This is a genomic window from Brevundimonas sp. LF-1 (assembly GCF_037055305.1).
GTDB classification, from domain to species: Bacteria; Pseudomonadota; Alphaproteobacteria; order Caulobacterales; family Caulobacteraceae; genus Brevundimonas; species Brevundimonas sanguinis.
Map to the genome: position 1 here is coordinate 1,368,004 of NZ_CP146349.1, position 13,261 is coordinate 1,381,264.

Annotated in this window: 10 protein-coding genes and 2 pseudogenes; 6 read left to right on the plus strand and 6 right to left on the minus strand. The window is 67.1% G+C overall.

From position 1 onward, the window contains the following. Positions 1-135: 135 nt before the first annotated feature. Positions 136-1,347, minus strand: coding sequence for a patatin-like phospholipase family protein (locus V8F63_RS07395; RefSeq protein ID WP_392354918.1), 1,212 nt, complete (start codon positions 1,345-1,347; stop codon positions 136-138). A gap of 172 nt (positions 1,348-1,519) precedes the next feature. Between V8F63_RS07395 and dnaG the strand changes: the two are divergent. Further along, positions 1,520-3,392, plus strand: a pseudogene (dnaG, locus tag V8F63_RS07400) (DNA primase). Positions 3,393-3,466: 74 nt separating this feature from the next. After that, positions 3,467-5,388, plus strand: a pseudogene (gene rpoD / locus V8F63_RS07405) (RNA polymerase sigma factor RpoD). 194 nt (positions 5,389-5,582) lie between these two features. Here rpoD and V8F63_RS07410 read toward each other — a convergent pair. The 4 genes from V8F63_RS07410 to V8F63_RS07425 all read right to left on the minus strand — a co-directional run bounded on the left by V8F63_RS07410 (position 5,583) and on the right by V8F63_RS07425 (position 7,522). Continuing rightward, entirely contained in the window at positions 5,583-5,936 is a 354-nt protein-coding gene (locus V8F63_RS07410) for a DUF1428 domain-containing protein (protein ID WP_134582340.1), read from the minus strand. Positions 5,937-6,102: 166 nt separating this feature from the next. Further along, positions 6,103-6,591 (minus strand): VOC family protein, encoded by a 489-nt coding sequence (locus V8F63_RS07415; RefSeq protein WP_392355056.1) that lies wholly within the window; start codon positions 6,589-6,591, stop codon positions 6,103-6,105. Beyond that, a complete protein-coding gene (locus V8F63_RS07420; protein ID WP_392354919.1) occupies positions 6,479-7,075 on the minus strand; it encodes an SRPBCC domain-containing protein in 597 nt (198 codons plus the stop codon). The genes V8F63_RS07415 and V8F63_RS07420 overlap by 113 nt, the downstream gene beginning before the upstream one ends. A gap of 3 nt (positions 7,076-7,078) precedes the next feature. Next, on the minus strand, positions 7,079-7,522 hold the full coding sequence (locus V8F63_RS07425; protein ID WP_392354920.1) for a VOC family protein: 444 nt from the start codon (positions 7,520-7,522) through the stop codon (positions 7,079-7,081). A gap of 122 nt (positions 7,523-7,644) precedes the next feature. Here V8F63_RS07425 and V8F63_RS07430 point away from each other — a divergent pair, with 122 nt between their 5' ends. From V8F63_RS07430 to V8F63_RS07440, 3 genes are all read left to right on the plus strand, one after another. Then, the gene (locus V8F63_RS07430; protein WP_392354921.1) at positions 7,645-8,304 is read left to right on the plus strand and encodes a helix-turn-helix domain-containing protein; all 660 of its coding nucleotides are present in this window, start codon (positions 7,645-7,647) and stop codon (positions 8,302-8,304) included. A gap of 172 nt (positions 8,305-8,476) precedes the next feature. Then, positions 8,477-10,474 carry a DEAD/DEAH box helicase gene (locus V8F63_RS07435; protein ID WP_392354922.1) on the plus strand — a complete coding sequence of 666 codons (1,998 nt, stop codon included), beginning with the start codon at positions 8,477-8,479 and terminating at the stop codon, positions 10,472-10,474. A 175-nt stretch (positions 10,475-10,649) separates the two neighbouring features. Next, entirely contained in the window at positions 10,650-10,970 is a 321-nt protein-coding gene (locus V8F63_RS07440) for an Mpo1-like protein (protein ID WP_392354923.1), read from the plus strand. Positions 10,971-11,087: 117 nt separating this feature from the next. Here V8F63_RS07440 and V8F63_RS07445 read toward each other — a convergent pair whose 3' ends face one another. Next, complete coding sequence (locus V8F63_RS07445; protein WP_392354924.1) at positions 11,088-11,594, minus strand: 3D domain-containing protein; 507 nt, start codon at positions 11,592-11,594, stop codon at positions 11,088-11,090. A gap of 552 nt (positions 11,595-12,146) precedes the next feature. Between V8F63_RS07445 and V8F63_RS07450 the strand changes: the two genes are divergently transcribed. Continuing rightward, positions 12,147-13,178: a S1/P1 Nuclease gene (locus V8F63_RS07450; protein ID WP_253119872.1), complete on the plus strand. Its 1,032-nt coding sequence runs from the start codon at positions 12,147-12,149 to the stop codon at positions 13,176-13,178. Positions 13,179-13,261: the final 83 nt, after the last annotated feature.

Consider the following 13,261-nt stretch of genomic DNA (forward strand, 5'->3'; position numbering starts at 1 on the left):
TCGGCAAGCGTCTCCGTTTCTCGGAGACGTTAGAAGAATCCACAGATGCTGTGAATAGTTCCGCTGTTATACGAGAAATATTGTTCGTAATCAGATGGTTGTGGCCGCATTGCGGTCAATATGGTTAATGAAGTCCTAATGTTTCGGCGGAGCAAGGACCACCGTGGCCGGCGCCTGCTCGCCGGATCGACGGCCTGTGGGGTACGGTTCGGACGGGTCGACGCGCCGGTCGAAGGCGCGGCCGGCCAGGGCTTCCGCCTCGCCCGTCTGGAACAGCGCGGTCATATGAGCCTGTGTGAAATCCAGGGTGTTGGCCTCGGCGTGGTCAGGGATGGCGGCGACCGCCAGCGTCAGGTCATAGCGGCGGGCGAACTGGGTGATGGCCGTCAGATCCGAGCGTTGCAGGGCCTTCATCATGGTGTCGAAGCTGCGGGCGGCGATGCTGATGGCCGAGATGCGCGAGACCTCGAAGCGCGGGTCCCACTTGCCGTTGACCACGATCCAGATGCGGGCGTCGTTCAGCGGGCGGACGTTCGGCGCGTCCAGCAGCAGGGCCTGGGGCACCACCAGGAAGCTGGACACCGTGCCGCCGTCCACGTGCAACTCCTGAATGCGGCGCCCCTGATGCTCGACATTCAACAGCACGGGCGGAAAGGCGCCGGGGATGCTGGCCGAGGCGATCAGCACATTGACGAACAGCAGACGCGAGGCCTCGTCGTTTTGCTGGGCGATGGCGCCCATGTCCCAGACGACCTGGGTCTGGGTGTCCAGGCTGGTGGTCGAGACGTAGAGGCGACGGCCCTTGCGATGCTCCTCGGCGATGGCGGTCAACAGCTCGGGCGAGATGTTGTTCAGCACCAGGTTGGTCAGGGGCTCGGGCTTGAACACGCCCGGCAACGTCAGGGCCAACAGGCCGCGCGATTTCAGCAGATCGTCCGTCTGTCCGCTGGTGTAGGCGTGCTCCAGCGCCGCGTCGAACCTAGGGCCGGCGAAGACGAAGGGGGCGATCAGGGCGCCGGTGGAGACCCCGGTCACCACCTCGAACTGGGGCCTGTCGCCGGCCTGGCTCCAGCCGACCATGACGCCAGCGCCATAGGCGCCGTTGGCTCCGCCGCCTGATAGGGCCAGGATGTCGAACGTCCCGTCCGTCGCTGCGTTCTGGGCCCTGACCGTCTCGCGCACGAAGCGGTCGCGCGCGTCTGCCGTCAGGAAGTCGTAGCGCCACGGCGGGCTGGCGGCGGCCAGATCGGCGGCGTCGAAGGCCGGGCGCGGGATCGTCTGGCAGGCGCCGAGCGTCAGCAGAACCGCCGGCAAGAGCATCAGGATCAGAAGACGAAGACGGCGCATGGTCGCAAAGGCTCCGGCGAGGCTTGAATGAGTTAAAGCCCAGACGCTCGCCCGAAGGAAGTCAGCGGTTGTCCCCGCACTTATCCCCAGGCGAGGTTTTGCTCGGGGGCCGTCCGGTCGGCGCAGCGGCGGGGGCTGGCTTTCGCCCGCCATCGGACGGCATAGGTCCAAGGTGCGATTTGACGAGCGGTTCATTGAAGAGCTGAAGGCCCGCCTTCGGCCGTCCGACATCATCGGGCGGACGGTGAAGCTCAAGCGTCAGGGACGCGAGTTCGTCGGCCTGAGCCCCTTCTCGAAGGAGAAGTCGCCGAGCTTCTTCGTCAATGACGACAAGGGCTTCTTCCACGACTTCAGCTCGGGCAAGCACGGCGACGTCATCACCTTCCTGCAGGAGACGGAGCGGCTCAGCTTCGTCGAGGCGGTCAGCCGTCTGGCGGGCGAGGCGGGGATGCAGTTGCCTGCCGAAGACCCCCATGCCGCCGAGCGCGAACAGAAGCGTCAGGGCCTCGCCGACTGGATGGATCTGGCCCAGAAGTGGTTCGCCGCCAATCTGCGCCGCAACGTCGGCAAGGCGGCGCGCGACTATCTGGAAAAGCGCGGCCTGCCCGAGGATCAGTGGGAGCGCTTCGGCCTGGGCTATGCGCCCAACGACCGGGAGGGGCTGAAGCAGGCATTGGTCCAGCGCGGGGCGCGGCCGGGCGATCTGGTCGAGGCGGGGCTGCTGATCGCGCCCGAAGGCGGGGGCAACCCTACGACCGTTTCCGCGACCGGCTGATCTTCCCCATTCTGGATGCGCGCGGGCGCATCGTCAGCTTCGGCGGCCGGGCGATGAATCCCGACGACCGGGCCAAATATCTGAACGGGCCGGAGACGTCGCTGTTTCACAAGGGCGCGACCCTCTACGGCCTGCCCGAGGCGCGGCGGATCATGGGGGCCGAGAGCCGGGGAGAGCAGGGGATCATCGTCGTCGAGGGCTATATGGACGTCATCGCCTGTCACCGGGCGGGGCTGCCGGCTGTGTCGCCGATGGGCACGGCCCTGACCGAAGAGCAGATGGCGGTGCTGTGGCGCGTATCGTCCGAGCCGGTGCTGAGCTTCGACGGCGACGCAGCGGGCCTGCGCGCCGCCTATCGCTCGATCGAGCGGGCCCTGCCGCTGCTGAAGTCTGGCAAGTCCTTCCGCTTCGCCCTGCTGGAGGGCGGGCAGGATCCGGATGATATCCTGAGGGACAAGGGGCGCCGGCCCTGCGCCAGGCCATGGCGTCCACGCGGTCCTTCGCCGAGGTGCTGTTCCGCCGCGAGGTCGAGGCTGAACCGCTGGACACGCCCGAGCGCAAGGCGGGGCTGAAGGGGCGGCTGCGACAGGCGGCCAATGCGGTGCAGGACAAGGATCTGGCGGAGCAATATCGCCGCGACCTGTTCGACCGTTTCGACGCCCTGTTTCCGCGCCAGCCGCGGCCGCAGCCGCAGGGCGGTCGACCGGGACCGGGCGGGCGCTGGCGCGGCCCGCCGCCGCTGCAGGGGCAGACCGCCGAGGGCGCCCAGGCCATGCAGGCCCTGTTCCGCTCCATAGAGCCGATCGCGGCGGCTCTGGCGCACGGGGCGCTGGACGACCCGGAGCGGCTGGACGACCACATGGAGGCGGTGGCCCGCTACGGCTTCGGCGATCCGGCGTTGGACGGGCTGGCGCAGGAGATGGTGCGCCTGCGTTTCTCAGGCCGGACCCTTGACTCCGCCGCCCTGCGCCGCCATCTGGCCCAATCGGGTCATGACGCCATGTTGCGCGAGGTCGAGAAGGCGGCGGCGAAGTCCGGCGCGCCATTCCTGGCTACAGACAAGCCCCTCGGCGAGGCGAGGACCCGGTGGTCGCAGGCGTTCGACGCTCTGACCCGCGCAGCGGCGTTGGACGAGGCGCTCGCTTCGGCAAAGTCGGAGGCCCACAAGGCTTTCGACACCTCGGCTTTCGCTCTGGTGAAGGCCGAGCGCGATGCGTTGCGACGGGCCATCAAGACCGGAACGATTTGGGAAGACTCGGCTTCTTCGTAGTGAACGAAGTTGTCGGGCGTTGTATTTTCGCCGCAGGGGCCTGATCACCCCCGTCGGCCGTGGAGACAGACTGAATGAGCGCGCAGACCGAGACGCAGGACGCCGAAACCAACGCCGACGGGCCCCTGCTCGATCTCACCGACGCCGGGGTGAAGAAATTCATCCGCCAGGCCAAGACGCGCGGCTATGTCACGATGGAGGAGCTGAACAAGGTCCTGCCGTCCGAGGAAGTCACGCCGGACCAGATCGAAGACATTCTGGCCATGCTGTCGGAGATGGGCGTCAACGTCGTCGAAGCCGAAGAGGACGCCGCCGAGGCGACCGGCACCGACGTGGCCGCCGCCGCCGAGACCTCGGTCGCCGAGGCGCCCGCCAAGTCCGCCTATGACCGCACTGATGACCCGGTGCGGATGTATCTGCGCGAAATGGGCACGGTCGAGCTGCTGAGCCGCGAGGGCGAAATCGCCATCGCCAAACGCATCGAGGCCGGCCGCGACGCGATGATCTCGGGGCTGTGCGAAAGCGCCCTGACCTTCGAAGCCATCATGGTGTGGCGCGAGGAGCTGGCCAACAACCGCATTCTGCTGCGCGAAGTCATCGACCTGGACGCCACCTACGGCATCCTGAACCCCTCGTCCCTGCCGCATAACCAGCCCGCCCCGGCCCAGCCGACCGGCGAGCCGGACGGCGACGGCGAAGAGGATGACGAGGACGATTTCGACGACGGCGGCGCCATGTCGATCTCGGCGCTGGAAGCCGAGCTGCGCGACGGCGTCATGGAGGTGCTGGACGCCATCGCTCTGGACTTCGGCGAGTTCCGCAAGTTGCAGGACAAGCTGGTCGAGGCGCGCCTGAAGGGCGATGTCCTGACCGCCAAGGACCAGAAGACCTATGAGTCCTTGTCGACGGCGATCTCGGACCGCCTGAAGACGATGAAGCTGAACAACGCCCGCATCGAGGCGCTGGTCGAGCAGCTCTACGCCATCAACAAGCGTCTGATCGGTCTGGAAGGTCGCCTGCTGCGTCTGGCTGACGGCTACGGCATCTCGCGTCCGAATTCCTCAAGGCCTATTTCGGCTCGGAGACCGACCCCAACTGGGCCGAGCGCATCAAGGAGATGGGCGTCCGCTGGACCAAGTTCAGCGAAAACGAGACCAGCCAGATCGCCGACATCCGCAGCCGGATCGCCGCTGTGGCGTCCGAGGCCGGGGTGCCGATCGACGACTATCGCCGCATCGTCCAGATGGTTCAAAAGGGCGAGCGCGAAGCCCGTCAGGCCAAGAAGGAGATGGTCGAGGCCAACCTGCGCCTGGTGATCTCCATCGCCAAGAAATACACCAACCGCGGCCTGCAGTTCCTGGACCTGATCCAGGAGGGCAACATCGGCCTGATGAAGGCGGTCGACAAGTTCGAGTACCGCCGCGGCTACAAGTTCTCGACCTACGCCACCTGGTGGATTCGTCAGGCGATCACCCGCTCGATCGCCGATCAGGCGCGCACCATCCGCATCCCGGTGCACATGATCGAAACGATCAACAAGATCGTCCGCACCCAGCGCCAGATGCTGCACGAGATCGGCCGCGAGGCGACCCCGGAAGAGCTGGCCGAACGTCTGGCCATGCCGCTGGAGAAGGTCCGCAAGGTGCTGAAGATCGCCAAGGAGCCGATCAGCCTCGAGACGCCCATCGGCGACGAGGAAGACAGCCACTTGGGCGACTTCATCGAGGACAAGAACGCCATCCTGCCGATCGACGCCGCCATCCAGTCGAACCTGCGTGAGACGACGACCCGCGTGCTGGCCTCGCTGACCCCGCGTGAAGAGCGCGTCCTGCGCATGCGCTTCGGCATCGGCATGAACACCGACCACACCCTGGAAGAGGTAGGCCAGCAGTTCTCGGTCACGCGCGAACGCATCCGGCAGATCGAGGCCAAGGCCCTGCGCAAGCTGAAGCACCCCTCGCGGTCGCGGAAGCTGCGGAGCTTCCTGGACTCCTAAGCGATCAAAGGGCGGGCTCCGAAGGAGCCCTTTTTCTCCTCCCCATGACATGGGGAGGTGGATCGGCGGCGTAGCTGTCGAGACGGGGGGCTGCTGGCTTCCGCTGTCGCAAAGCCCCTCCACCACTTGGCTGCTCCGCGCCGCCCTTCGGGTCGTGGTCCCCCTCCCCACGATGTGGGGAGGAGAGCACCGCTTTACTGCTTCTCGTCGAAAACCGTCTCGAACCCGCCCCACATCATGCGCTTGCCGTCGAAGGGCATGTCCATGTCGGCCATGGCGGGGTCGTCCTGCATCTTGGCCCAAGCGTCGTCGGCGGTCTTTTTGTCGGGCCAGATCAACCAGGAGAAGACGACCACCTCGCCATCTTCCAGCTTCACCGACATGGGGAAGCTGGTGACCTTGCCGTCGGGCACGTCGACGCCCCAGTTCTCGACATGGGCCAGGGCGCCGTAGCCCTTGAACAGCGGCCAGGCGACGCGGGCGGACTCGATGTAGCGGTCCTTGTTCTCGACCTTCACGGGGGTCAGGAAGCCGGTGATGTAGGTCATTCTAGTTCTCCTTCGGAGGTTGGCCCCTATCGCTCGCCGCGCGGCGGCTTGCTGCTTGAGGGGCGGGGCGGGGCGGGGCGGAGGGGCAGGCGCAGGATTGGTGGCAGGTCACAGGTATTTCAGGCCGCGTCGAGTCGAGAAGGCGGAGCCTTCTGACCGCGGCCGACTAAGAAGCCTTGGAAGCTGCATCAGCTGCAGCTTCCAGGGCGCTGATGTCGATCTTGTGCATGGTCATCATGGCCTCGAAGGCGGCCTTGGCGCGGGCGGGATCGGGGTCGTCGTAGAAGGCCATCAGGCGGCGCGGCGTGATCTGCCAGTTCACGCCCCAGCGGTCCTTGCACCAGCCGCAGGCGCTTTCGGCCCCGCCGTTGCCGACGATGGCGTCCCACAGGCGGTCGGTCTCGGCCTGATCGTCGGTCATGATCATGAAGGACACGGCCTCGGTCTGGGGGAAGATCGGGCCGCCGTTCAGCCCCATGTAGCGCCTGCCGGCCAGGGTGAACTCCACCACCAGTTCGGCGCCTTCGGGATTGGACGGATTGTCAGCCGGGCTGGCGACGACGCGGTCGATGCGGCTGTCGGGCAGGCCGAGCGAGACGTAGAACTCGGCCGCCTTTTTCGCCTGGCCCAGGTCGTACCAGATACAGGGAATGATCTTGTCGCTCATGACACGCCCTCCTGCGGCGAGAGATTTTCGGCGACTTGGGCCAATTGGTCGGCGGCGGCGCCCAGCCGGTCTCGAAGCCCATGTCGCGGTGGGTCTGCATGGCTTTTTCGGTCCAGTGGCGGGCGCAGGCCGTGTAGCGCGTGCCGTCCCCTTCGGGCTCGAAGGTGTCGATGCGGACGAAGTTCATGTCGCCCGGCTGCGGGATCCAGCCCTCGGTGAAGGCGCCGGTGGTCACCAGGCGGCGACCCGGCTCCACCTCCAGCACCACGCCGCGATACTCATGCCGCTCGCCCTCGGGCGACTGCATGACGACGTCGGCGCGGCCGCCAGGGCGCAGGTCATGGTCGACCGACACCGTGCTCCACGGGCGCGGGGTGAACCATTCGGTCGCGTGCCGGGTCCAGGCCCGCCACACCCTCTCGGGCGGGGTCTGGATGAAACGGCTGACGCTGAGTTCGTAAAGCTCGCTCATGGCTCAGCCTCCGCCGATCTGGGAGGCGAAGCCTTCCGGGCCTTGCGCGGCGGCTTCCGGGTCCATCCACATGACCTCCCAGATGTGGCCGTCGGGGTCGGCGTAGCTGCGGCTGTACATGAAGCCGTAGTCCTGTTTGGCGCTGGGGTCGGCCTGGCCGCCGGCCTGGGCCGCGCGTTCGACCACGACGTCGACGGCCGCGCGGCTGTCCTCGGACAGGCAAAGCAGCACCTGGGCCGTCTTGTGCGCGTCGGGGATGGCGCGGTCGGTGAAGGTCGCCCACTTTTCATGGGTCAGCAGCATGACGTGGATGGTCTCGGAAAAGGCCATGCAGGCCGCCGTCTGGTCCGAGAACATCGGGTTCATCTTTGCGCCGACCGCCTCGTAGAAGGCGACGGAGCGCGATAGGTCGGCGACCGGCAGGTTGACGAAGATCAGCTTGGGCATCGGCGGGTTCCTCCTCTGCGCGGCCCTCCCTCCCCGGACGGCCTGCCCTGTAGTGTGGCGATTTCTGCGCCTCGATGTTATGTTAGTCAACTATGCGGTTAGAAAAAGTAACTACTGAGCCCTTGTCCCGAGTCCGCCGCTATCATGACGCCTGCGGGGCGGCGCACGGGCTCGATCTGGTCGGCGAGCGCTGGGCCTTGCTGGTCATCAGAGAACTCGTGATGGGGCCGCGTCGTTTCAGCGACCTGCGAAAAGACCTGTGCGGCCTATCGGCCAATGTGTTGACGCAGCGGCTGGAGGGGCTGGAGGCTTCGGGCGTGATCCAGCGCCGCAAGCTCCCGCCGCCCGCCTCGGTCCAGGTCTATGAACTGACCGACTGGGGCTATGAGATCGAGCCGGTCTTCATGGTGCTGGGTCGTTGGGCCGCGCGTTCGCCCCTGCACGATCCCACCCTGCCGATCAGCGCCGTCTCCGTCATGCTGTCGTTCAAGACCATGTTCGACCCGGCCCGCGCCCAAGGCGCAACGATGCGGCTGGGCTTTGTGCTGGGCGAGGACCCGATGGTCGTGACGGTCGCGGGCGGCGTCATCGACGCCATGCGCGGCGACGTCGAGGGTTGCGATGTGGTGGTGCGCGCCCCGGCCCGGGCCGTCGCGGCTGCCGTTTACGGCAAGGCCCCGCTGCAGGCTCTGGAGCGCGAGGGGACCATGGCGGTCGAGGGCGATCGGGCGGCGTTTGAGCGGTTCGTCGACTTCTTCCACCTGCCGGCCAAGGCGGGGTAGGGGACGCCCTGTTTCCCGCTCCGGTGGTGAACGCGGGTCGATTTGTGAAAATCGGCCCCACCGCGGCCGTTATTCGTGTATAGGGAGCGCCTTTCCCGACGCCCGGCAGGCTGCGACGCCTCGCCGGGCGCGGCCGTTTAACGGTCGCCTCATCTGAATTTCCAGGCCCTTCATGCCCTTTCCCGCGATCCATCCCGCGCTTGACCGCGCCTTGCTGAACAAGGGCTATCTTGAGCCCACGCCGGTCCAGGCGGCCGTGCTGGAAGGCCACGGCGAAGGCGACCTGCTGGTCTCGGCCCAGACCGGATCGGGCAAGACGGTGGCCTTCGGCCTGGCCGCAGCGCCGACCCTGCTGGGCGAAGACGAACGCTTCGGTCAGGCGGATACGCCGCTGATGCTGGCCATCGCCCCCACGCGCGAACTGGCGCTGCAGGTCGCGGCCGAGCTGGAGTGGCTCTATGCCGAGGCGGGCGCCAAGATCGTCACCTGCGTCGGCGGCATGGACGCCCGCAAGGAGGCCCGCGCCCTGAACCACGGCGCTCACGTCGTCGTCGGCACGCCCGGCCGCCTCAAAGACCACATCGATCGTGGGGCGCTGGACCTGTCGGCCGCCCGCGTCGTCGTGCTGGATGAAGCCGACGAAATGCTGGACATGGGCTTCCGCGAGGACCTGGAATACATCCTGGAACAGGCGCCGGAAGAGCGCCGCACCTTGCTGTTCTCGGCCACTATCGCCCGCGACATCGCAATCCTGGCCAAGCGCTATCAGAAGGACGCGGTGCGCATCGACACCGTCGACCGCAGCCAGCCGCACAACGACATCGAATACCGCGCCATGCGCATCGCGCCGAACGAGATCGAGCGCGCCGTGGTCAACGTCCTGCGCTATTTCGAGGCGCCGGGCGTGCTGGTCTTCTGCTCGACGCGGGATTCGGTGCGTCACCTTCAGGCCTCGCTGCAGGAGCGCGGCTTCGCGTCGGTGTCGCTGTCGGGCGAAATGGGCCAGCGCGAGCGCAATGAGGCGCTGCAGGCCCTGCGCGATCGCCGCGCCCGCGTCTGCGTCGCCACCGACGTAGCCGCGCGCGGTCTGGATCTGCCCGACCTGGGTCTGGTGATCCACGCCGAACTGCCGATCAACAAGGCGACCATGCTGCACCGCTCGGGCCGCACCGGGCGCGCGGGCAAGAAGGGGATCTCCGTCCTGCTGGTCCCGCACAGCCGTCGCCGCAAGGCCGAGATGCTGCTGGGTTCGGCCGGGGTCGAGGCCGTCTGGTCCGGCGCGCCGACCGCCGAGGAGATCCGCGCCCAGGACGAACAGCGCCTGCTGGCCGCGCCCGTCTTCGCCGAGGAAGGCTCGGACGAGGATGCGGGCCTGATCGAGACGCTGGTCAAGGAGCGTACGCCGGACGATCTGGCCCGCGCCCTGCTGGTCCTGCTGCGCAAGAACCTGCCGGCGCCGGAAGACCTGAGCGATCCGGGCGAAGGCCCGCAGCGCAAGCCGCGCCGCGAACGCGATGCGGCGGGCGGCGACGACTACGCCCCTGCCCCTTGGCCGGGCGACCGCCTGCAACCGGACGAGGTCCGCTGGTTCCGCCTGGACATCGGCCGCAACCGCAACGCCGACCCGAAATGGCTGATCCCGCTGATCTGCCGCATCGGCGGCGTGACCAAGCAGCAGATCGGCTCGATCCGCACCTTCCCGGAGGAAACGCGTTTCGAGATCGCCCTGAGCCACGCCGACGCCTTCGCCCGCTTGGCTGAGATGAGCAAGGAAGAGGCCCGCATCACCCCGTCCGAGGCGCCGACGCCTGGGTCGATGAAGGGCGCGCGCAATCGCAATGCTGAACGGGACGGGGAGGCTCGCCCCTACGCCAAGAAGCCCTTCCGCCGGGACGAGGACGGCCAGAGCCGCCCGCCGTTCAAGAAGAAGCCGTGGAGCCCGGACGGCGACGCGGCGCGCAGCGCGGACGGCGAACGCCCCTTCAAGAAGAAGCCCTATGCGCCCCGCGCGGATGCGGCGCCGGGCGAAGGCGGTTTCAGCAAGAAGCCGAGCTTCAAGGACAAGAACGACAAGAAGCCGTTCACGCCCAAGCCGGGCTTCAAGGGCAAGCCGGACTTCAAGGCGGGCGCCAAGCCTTTCGCCAAGGGGCCGAAGGCCAAGCGGGCGTAAACACCCGCTCATCCCCGCGGAGGCGGGGACCCAGTGCTTTGGCCGAGAGCGCGCGGATAGCCACTCTGAACGATGAGCGTGAAGCTCTTACTGGGTCCCCGCCTCCGCGGGGATGAGCGGTGTGGTCGGGGGCGCGCGACTTGCCCCCGGCGCGATCCGGGGGCAGGCTGGGGTCATGAGCATCGAGCAACCCCAAAGGCGGTACGCCTCGTTCGAGGCCTTCTACCCCTACTATATTCATGAGCATTCCAACCGGACGTGCCGCCGCATCCACGTGGTCGGCACCGGGCTGGTGATCGCGGCCTTCGTGGCGTTTGTGGCGACGCGCAACGCCTGGTGGCTGCTGGCCATGCCGCTGGTCGGCTACGGCTTCGCCTGGGTCGGGCATTTCTTCTTCGAGAAGAACCGGCCGGCGACGTTCAAATACCCGCTGTGGAGCCTGATGGGCGATTTCCGTCTGTTCCTCGAGACGGTCAGAGGCAAGCGGAAGTTCTGAAGGCGCCTTTCCTCCCCATGAAATGGGGAGGGGAACCGCGAAACGGTGGAGGGGCAGGAACGGCGAGTCCTGTGCGGGCGGTCAGGTTTTAGGGCGCGGAACCAAGCAGCCCCTCCGTCACGTCGCCTCCGGCGTCGCGCCACCTCCCCACTGCGTAGGGAGGAGAAAAAAGGGCGGCCGGTTCGATCCGGCCGCCCTTTTGTCGTCAGGCTCAAAGGCCTTAGTTCGAGGCCGTTTCCCACGCCGGGGGCAGCCGTCGAAATCGCCCGCGTCGGCGATGGTCAGGGTCTTCATGTTCAGGGTGCGGGCCTGCTGCATCGAGCCGCGGCCGTGGCCGGTGTAGAGGTCGACCTTGGCGCCCTTGATCGCGCCGCCGGTGTCGGACGCATACCAGTAGCCGTCGTGCACCGTGCCGTCGCTCATGCGCAGACCCACGGTCTCGCGGATGAACAGCTTGGTGCGGCGCGGGATGACCCGCGGGTCGACCGCGACCGTGCGCATCGGAATCGGTCGGCAGCCCAGGGAATCGTTGCCCGTCGCTCCGCCGCCGCCGGCGTGATAGAGGCGGGCCGAGGCGCGCCAGTCGGGATCGCCGGCCATCAGCTCAAGCTGTTCGGCCGACAAATCCGCCGTTTCGACGGATTCGATGGAACCAGGGCCGTCGCGGCGGCTTCTACGATTGCGGCGTCGCGGACGACGGCGGTTTCGTACGGGACAGGCTCTCCGGACCCGGAGAAGGCCATGGTCCACAACATGGCAAGCGCGGCGGCCGTGCTCAACATCGTTCAAACTTCACGCAGCACCGGTCCCGACACGCTCCGGCACGGCGGTTTTTGACGGCCAATTACGGCGCAATTGCGGCGAATGAGATCAGTCGCTGTATCGATAGTGGATAAGGCGCAAATGGGGCCAGTCTATCGCCGGTCGGTCTCAGACTATCATGACTATATCATATCAGTATTGACCCGATTTAAGTTCTATACTTTGACGAGCGTCTGCGTCGTTAACGACTTGATCGTTCTCGCTAACACTTTATTGGCAAGAAAAGCTGGCGATAACGACAAGATAACGGCGGCGTGATGGGCGCTTCGGCTGTCGTCCGGGGCGGGTAGAGGCGGGCGCCGGAATGGGATAAGCCGTCGTTTCCCCTTCTGAAATTTCCGATGGCGTCGCCCTATGAACCGACAAGTCAAACGACTGATGATTTCCGCCGCGGCCCTCATGCTGGTCGCGGCGCCCGCCGTTCAGGTCGAGGCGTGGGGCAGTTCGGGACACCGGGTGATCGGCGTGGCGGCGATGCGCCACCTGCCGGGCGATCTGCCCGCCTTCCTGCGCACGGCCGGGGCCGCCGCCGACGTCGGCGAATATTCGCGCGAGCCGGATCGCTGGAAGGGCGCCGGCCAGCCCCACGACCGCGAGCGCGACACCGCCCATTTCGTCGACATGGACGATCAGGGCCGGGTGATGGACGCGCGCGGCATGACCATGGCCGATCTGCCGCGCCTGAAATCGGAATACGACGCCGCCCTGATCCGCGCTGGTCTGGACGTGGATAAGGCCGGCTATCTGCCCTACGCCATCATGGACGCCTGGCAGAACCTGGAGCGCGACTTCGCCTATTGGCGCGTGCTGAGCGCCGCCGAGGCGCGCGAGCCGGACCTGGCCAAACAGGCCTGGTACCGCGCCGACCGTCAGCGCCGCGAGCAGTTGATCCTGCGCGACATCGGGGTGTTGAGCCACTTCGTCGGCGACGCGGCCCAGCCGCACCACACGACCATCCACTTCAACGGCTGGGCCGGCGAGACCAATCCGGAGCGTTTCACCACCTCGCGACGCACCCACGGCGACTTTGAAGGCGCCTTCACCAGCCGAACCCTGCGTCAGGATGCGGTCGAGGCGGCCATGATCCCGATGAGCATCGAAGGCTTCGACGTGCGGGCCCGCACGGCCTCGCACCTGAACGCCACCCTGGCGACGGTCATCCCCTTCTATCGCATGGAGAAGGCGGGCGCGTTCAAGGACACGGACCCGCGCGGCGCGGTCTTCGTCACCGAGCGGCTGGCGGCGGGCGCGTCGGAACTGCGCGACTTCGTGTCGGCCGCTTGGCGCGTGTCGGCCAGCAGCAGCATCGGCTGGCCCGCCGTTAAGGTCGCCGAGGTCGAGGCTGGACGCGTCGATCCGTGGACCTCGATGGTCGGCGAAGACTGATCAGGCGAAGCGCGATTGATCGCGCCGCGGCAGGCGGCACATCAGGCCGGTGAAACAGAGCCTGATCATTGATTGCGACCCGG

What these genes read in the sequence shown, in the direction of transcription:
- V8F63_RS07395 (WP_392354918.1), bottom strand. Translation starts at nt 1,347, where the DNA reads ATGCGCCGTCTTCGTCTTCTGATCCTGATGCTCTTGCCGGCGGTTCTG.
- V8F63_RS07410 (WP_134582340.1), bottom strand. Translation starts at nt 5,936, where the DNA reads ATGACCTACATCACCGGCTTCCTGACCCCCGTGAAGGTCGAGAACAAG.
- V8F63_RS07420 (WP_392354919.1), bottom strand. Translation starts at nt 7,075, where the DNA reads ATGAGCGAGCTTTACGAACTCAGCGTCAGCCGTTTCATCCAGACCCCG.
- V8F63_RS07425 (WP_392354920.1), bottom strand. Translation starts at nt 7,522, where the DNA reads ATGCCCAAGCTGATCTTCGTCAACCTGCCGGTCGCCGACCTATCGCGC.
- V8F63_RS07435 (WP_392354922.1), top strand. Translation starts at nt 8,477, where the DNA reads ATGCCCTTTCCCGCGATCCATCCCGCGCTTGACCGCGCCTTGCTGAAC.
- V8F63_RS07440 (WP_392354923.1), top strand. Translation starts at nt 10,650, where the DNA reads ATGAGCATCGAGCAACCCCAAAGGCGGTACGCCTCGTTCGAGGCCTTC.
- V8F63_RS07450 (WP_253119872.1), top strand. Translation starts at nt 12,147, where the DNA reads ATGAACCGACAAGTCAAACGACTGATGATTTCCGCCGCGGCCCTCATG.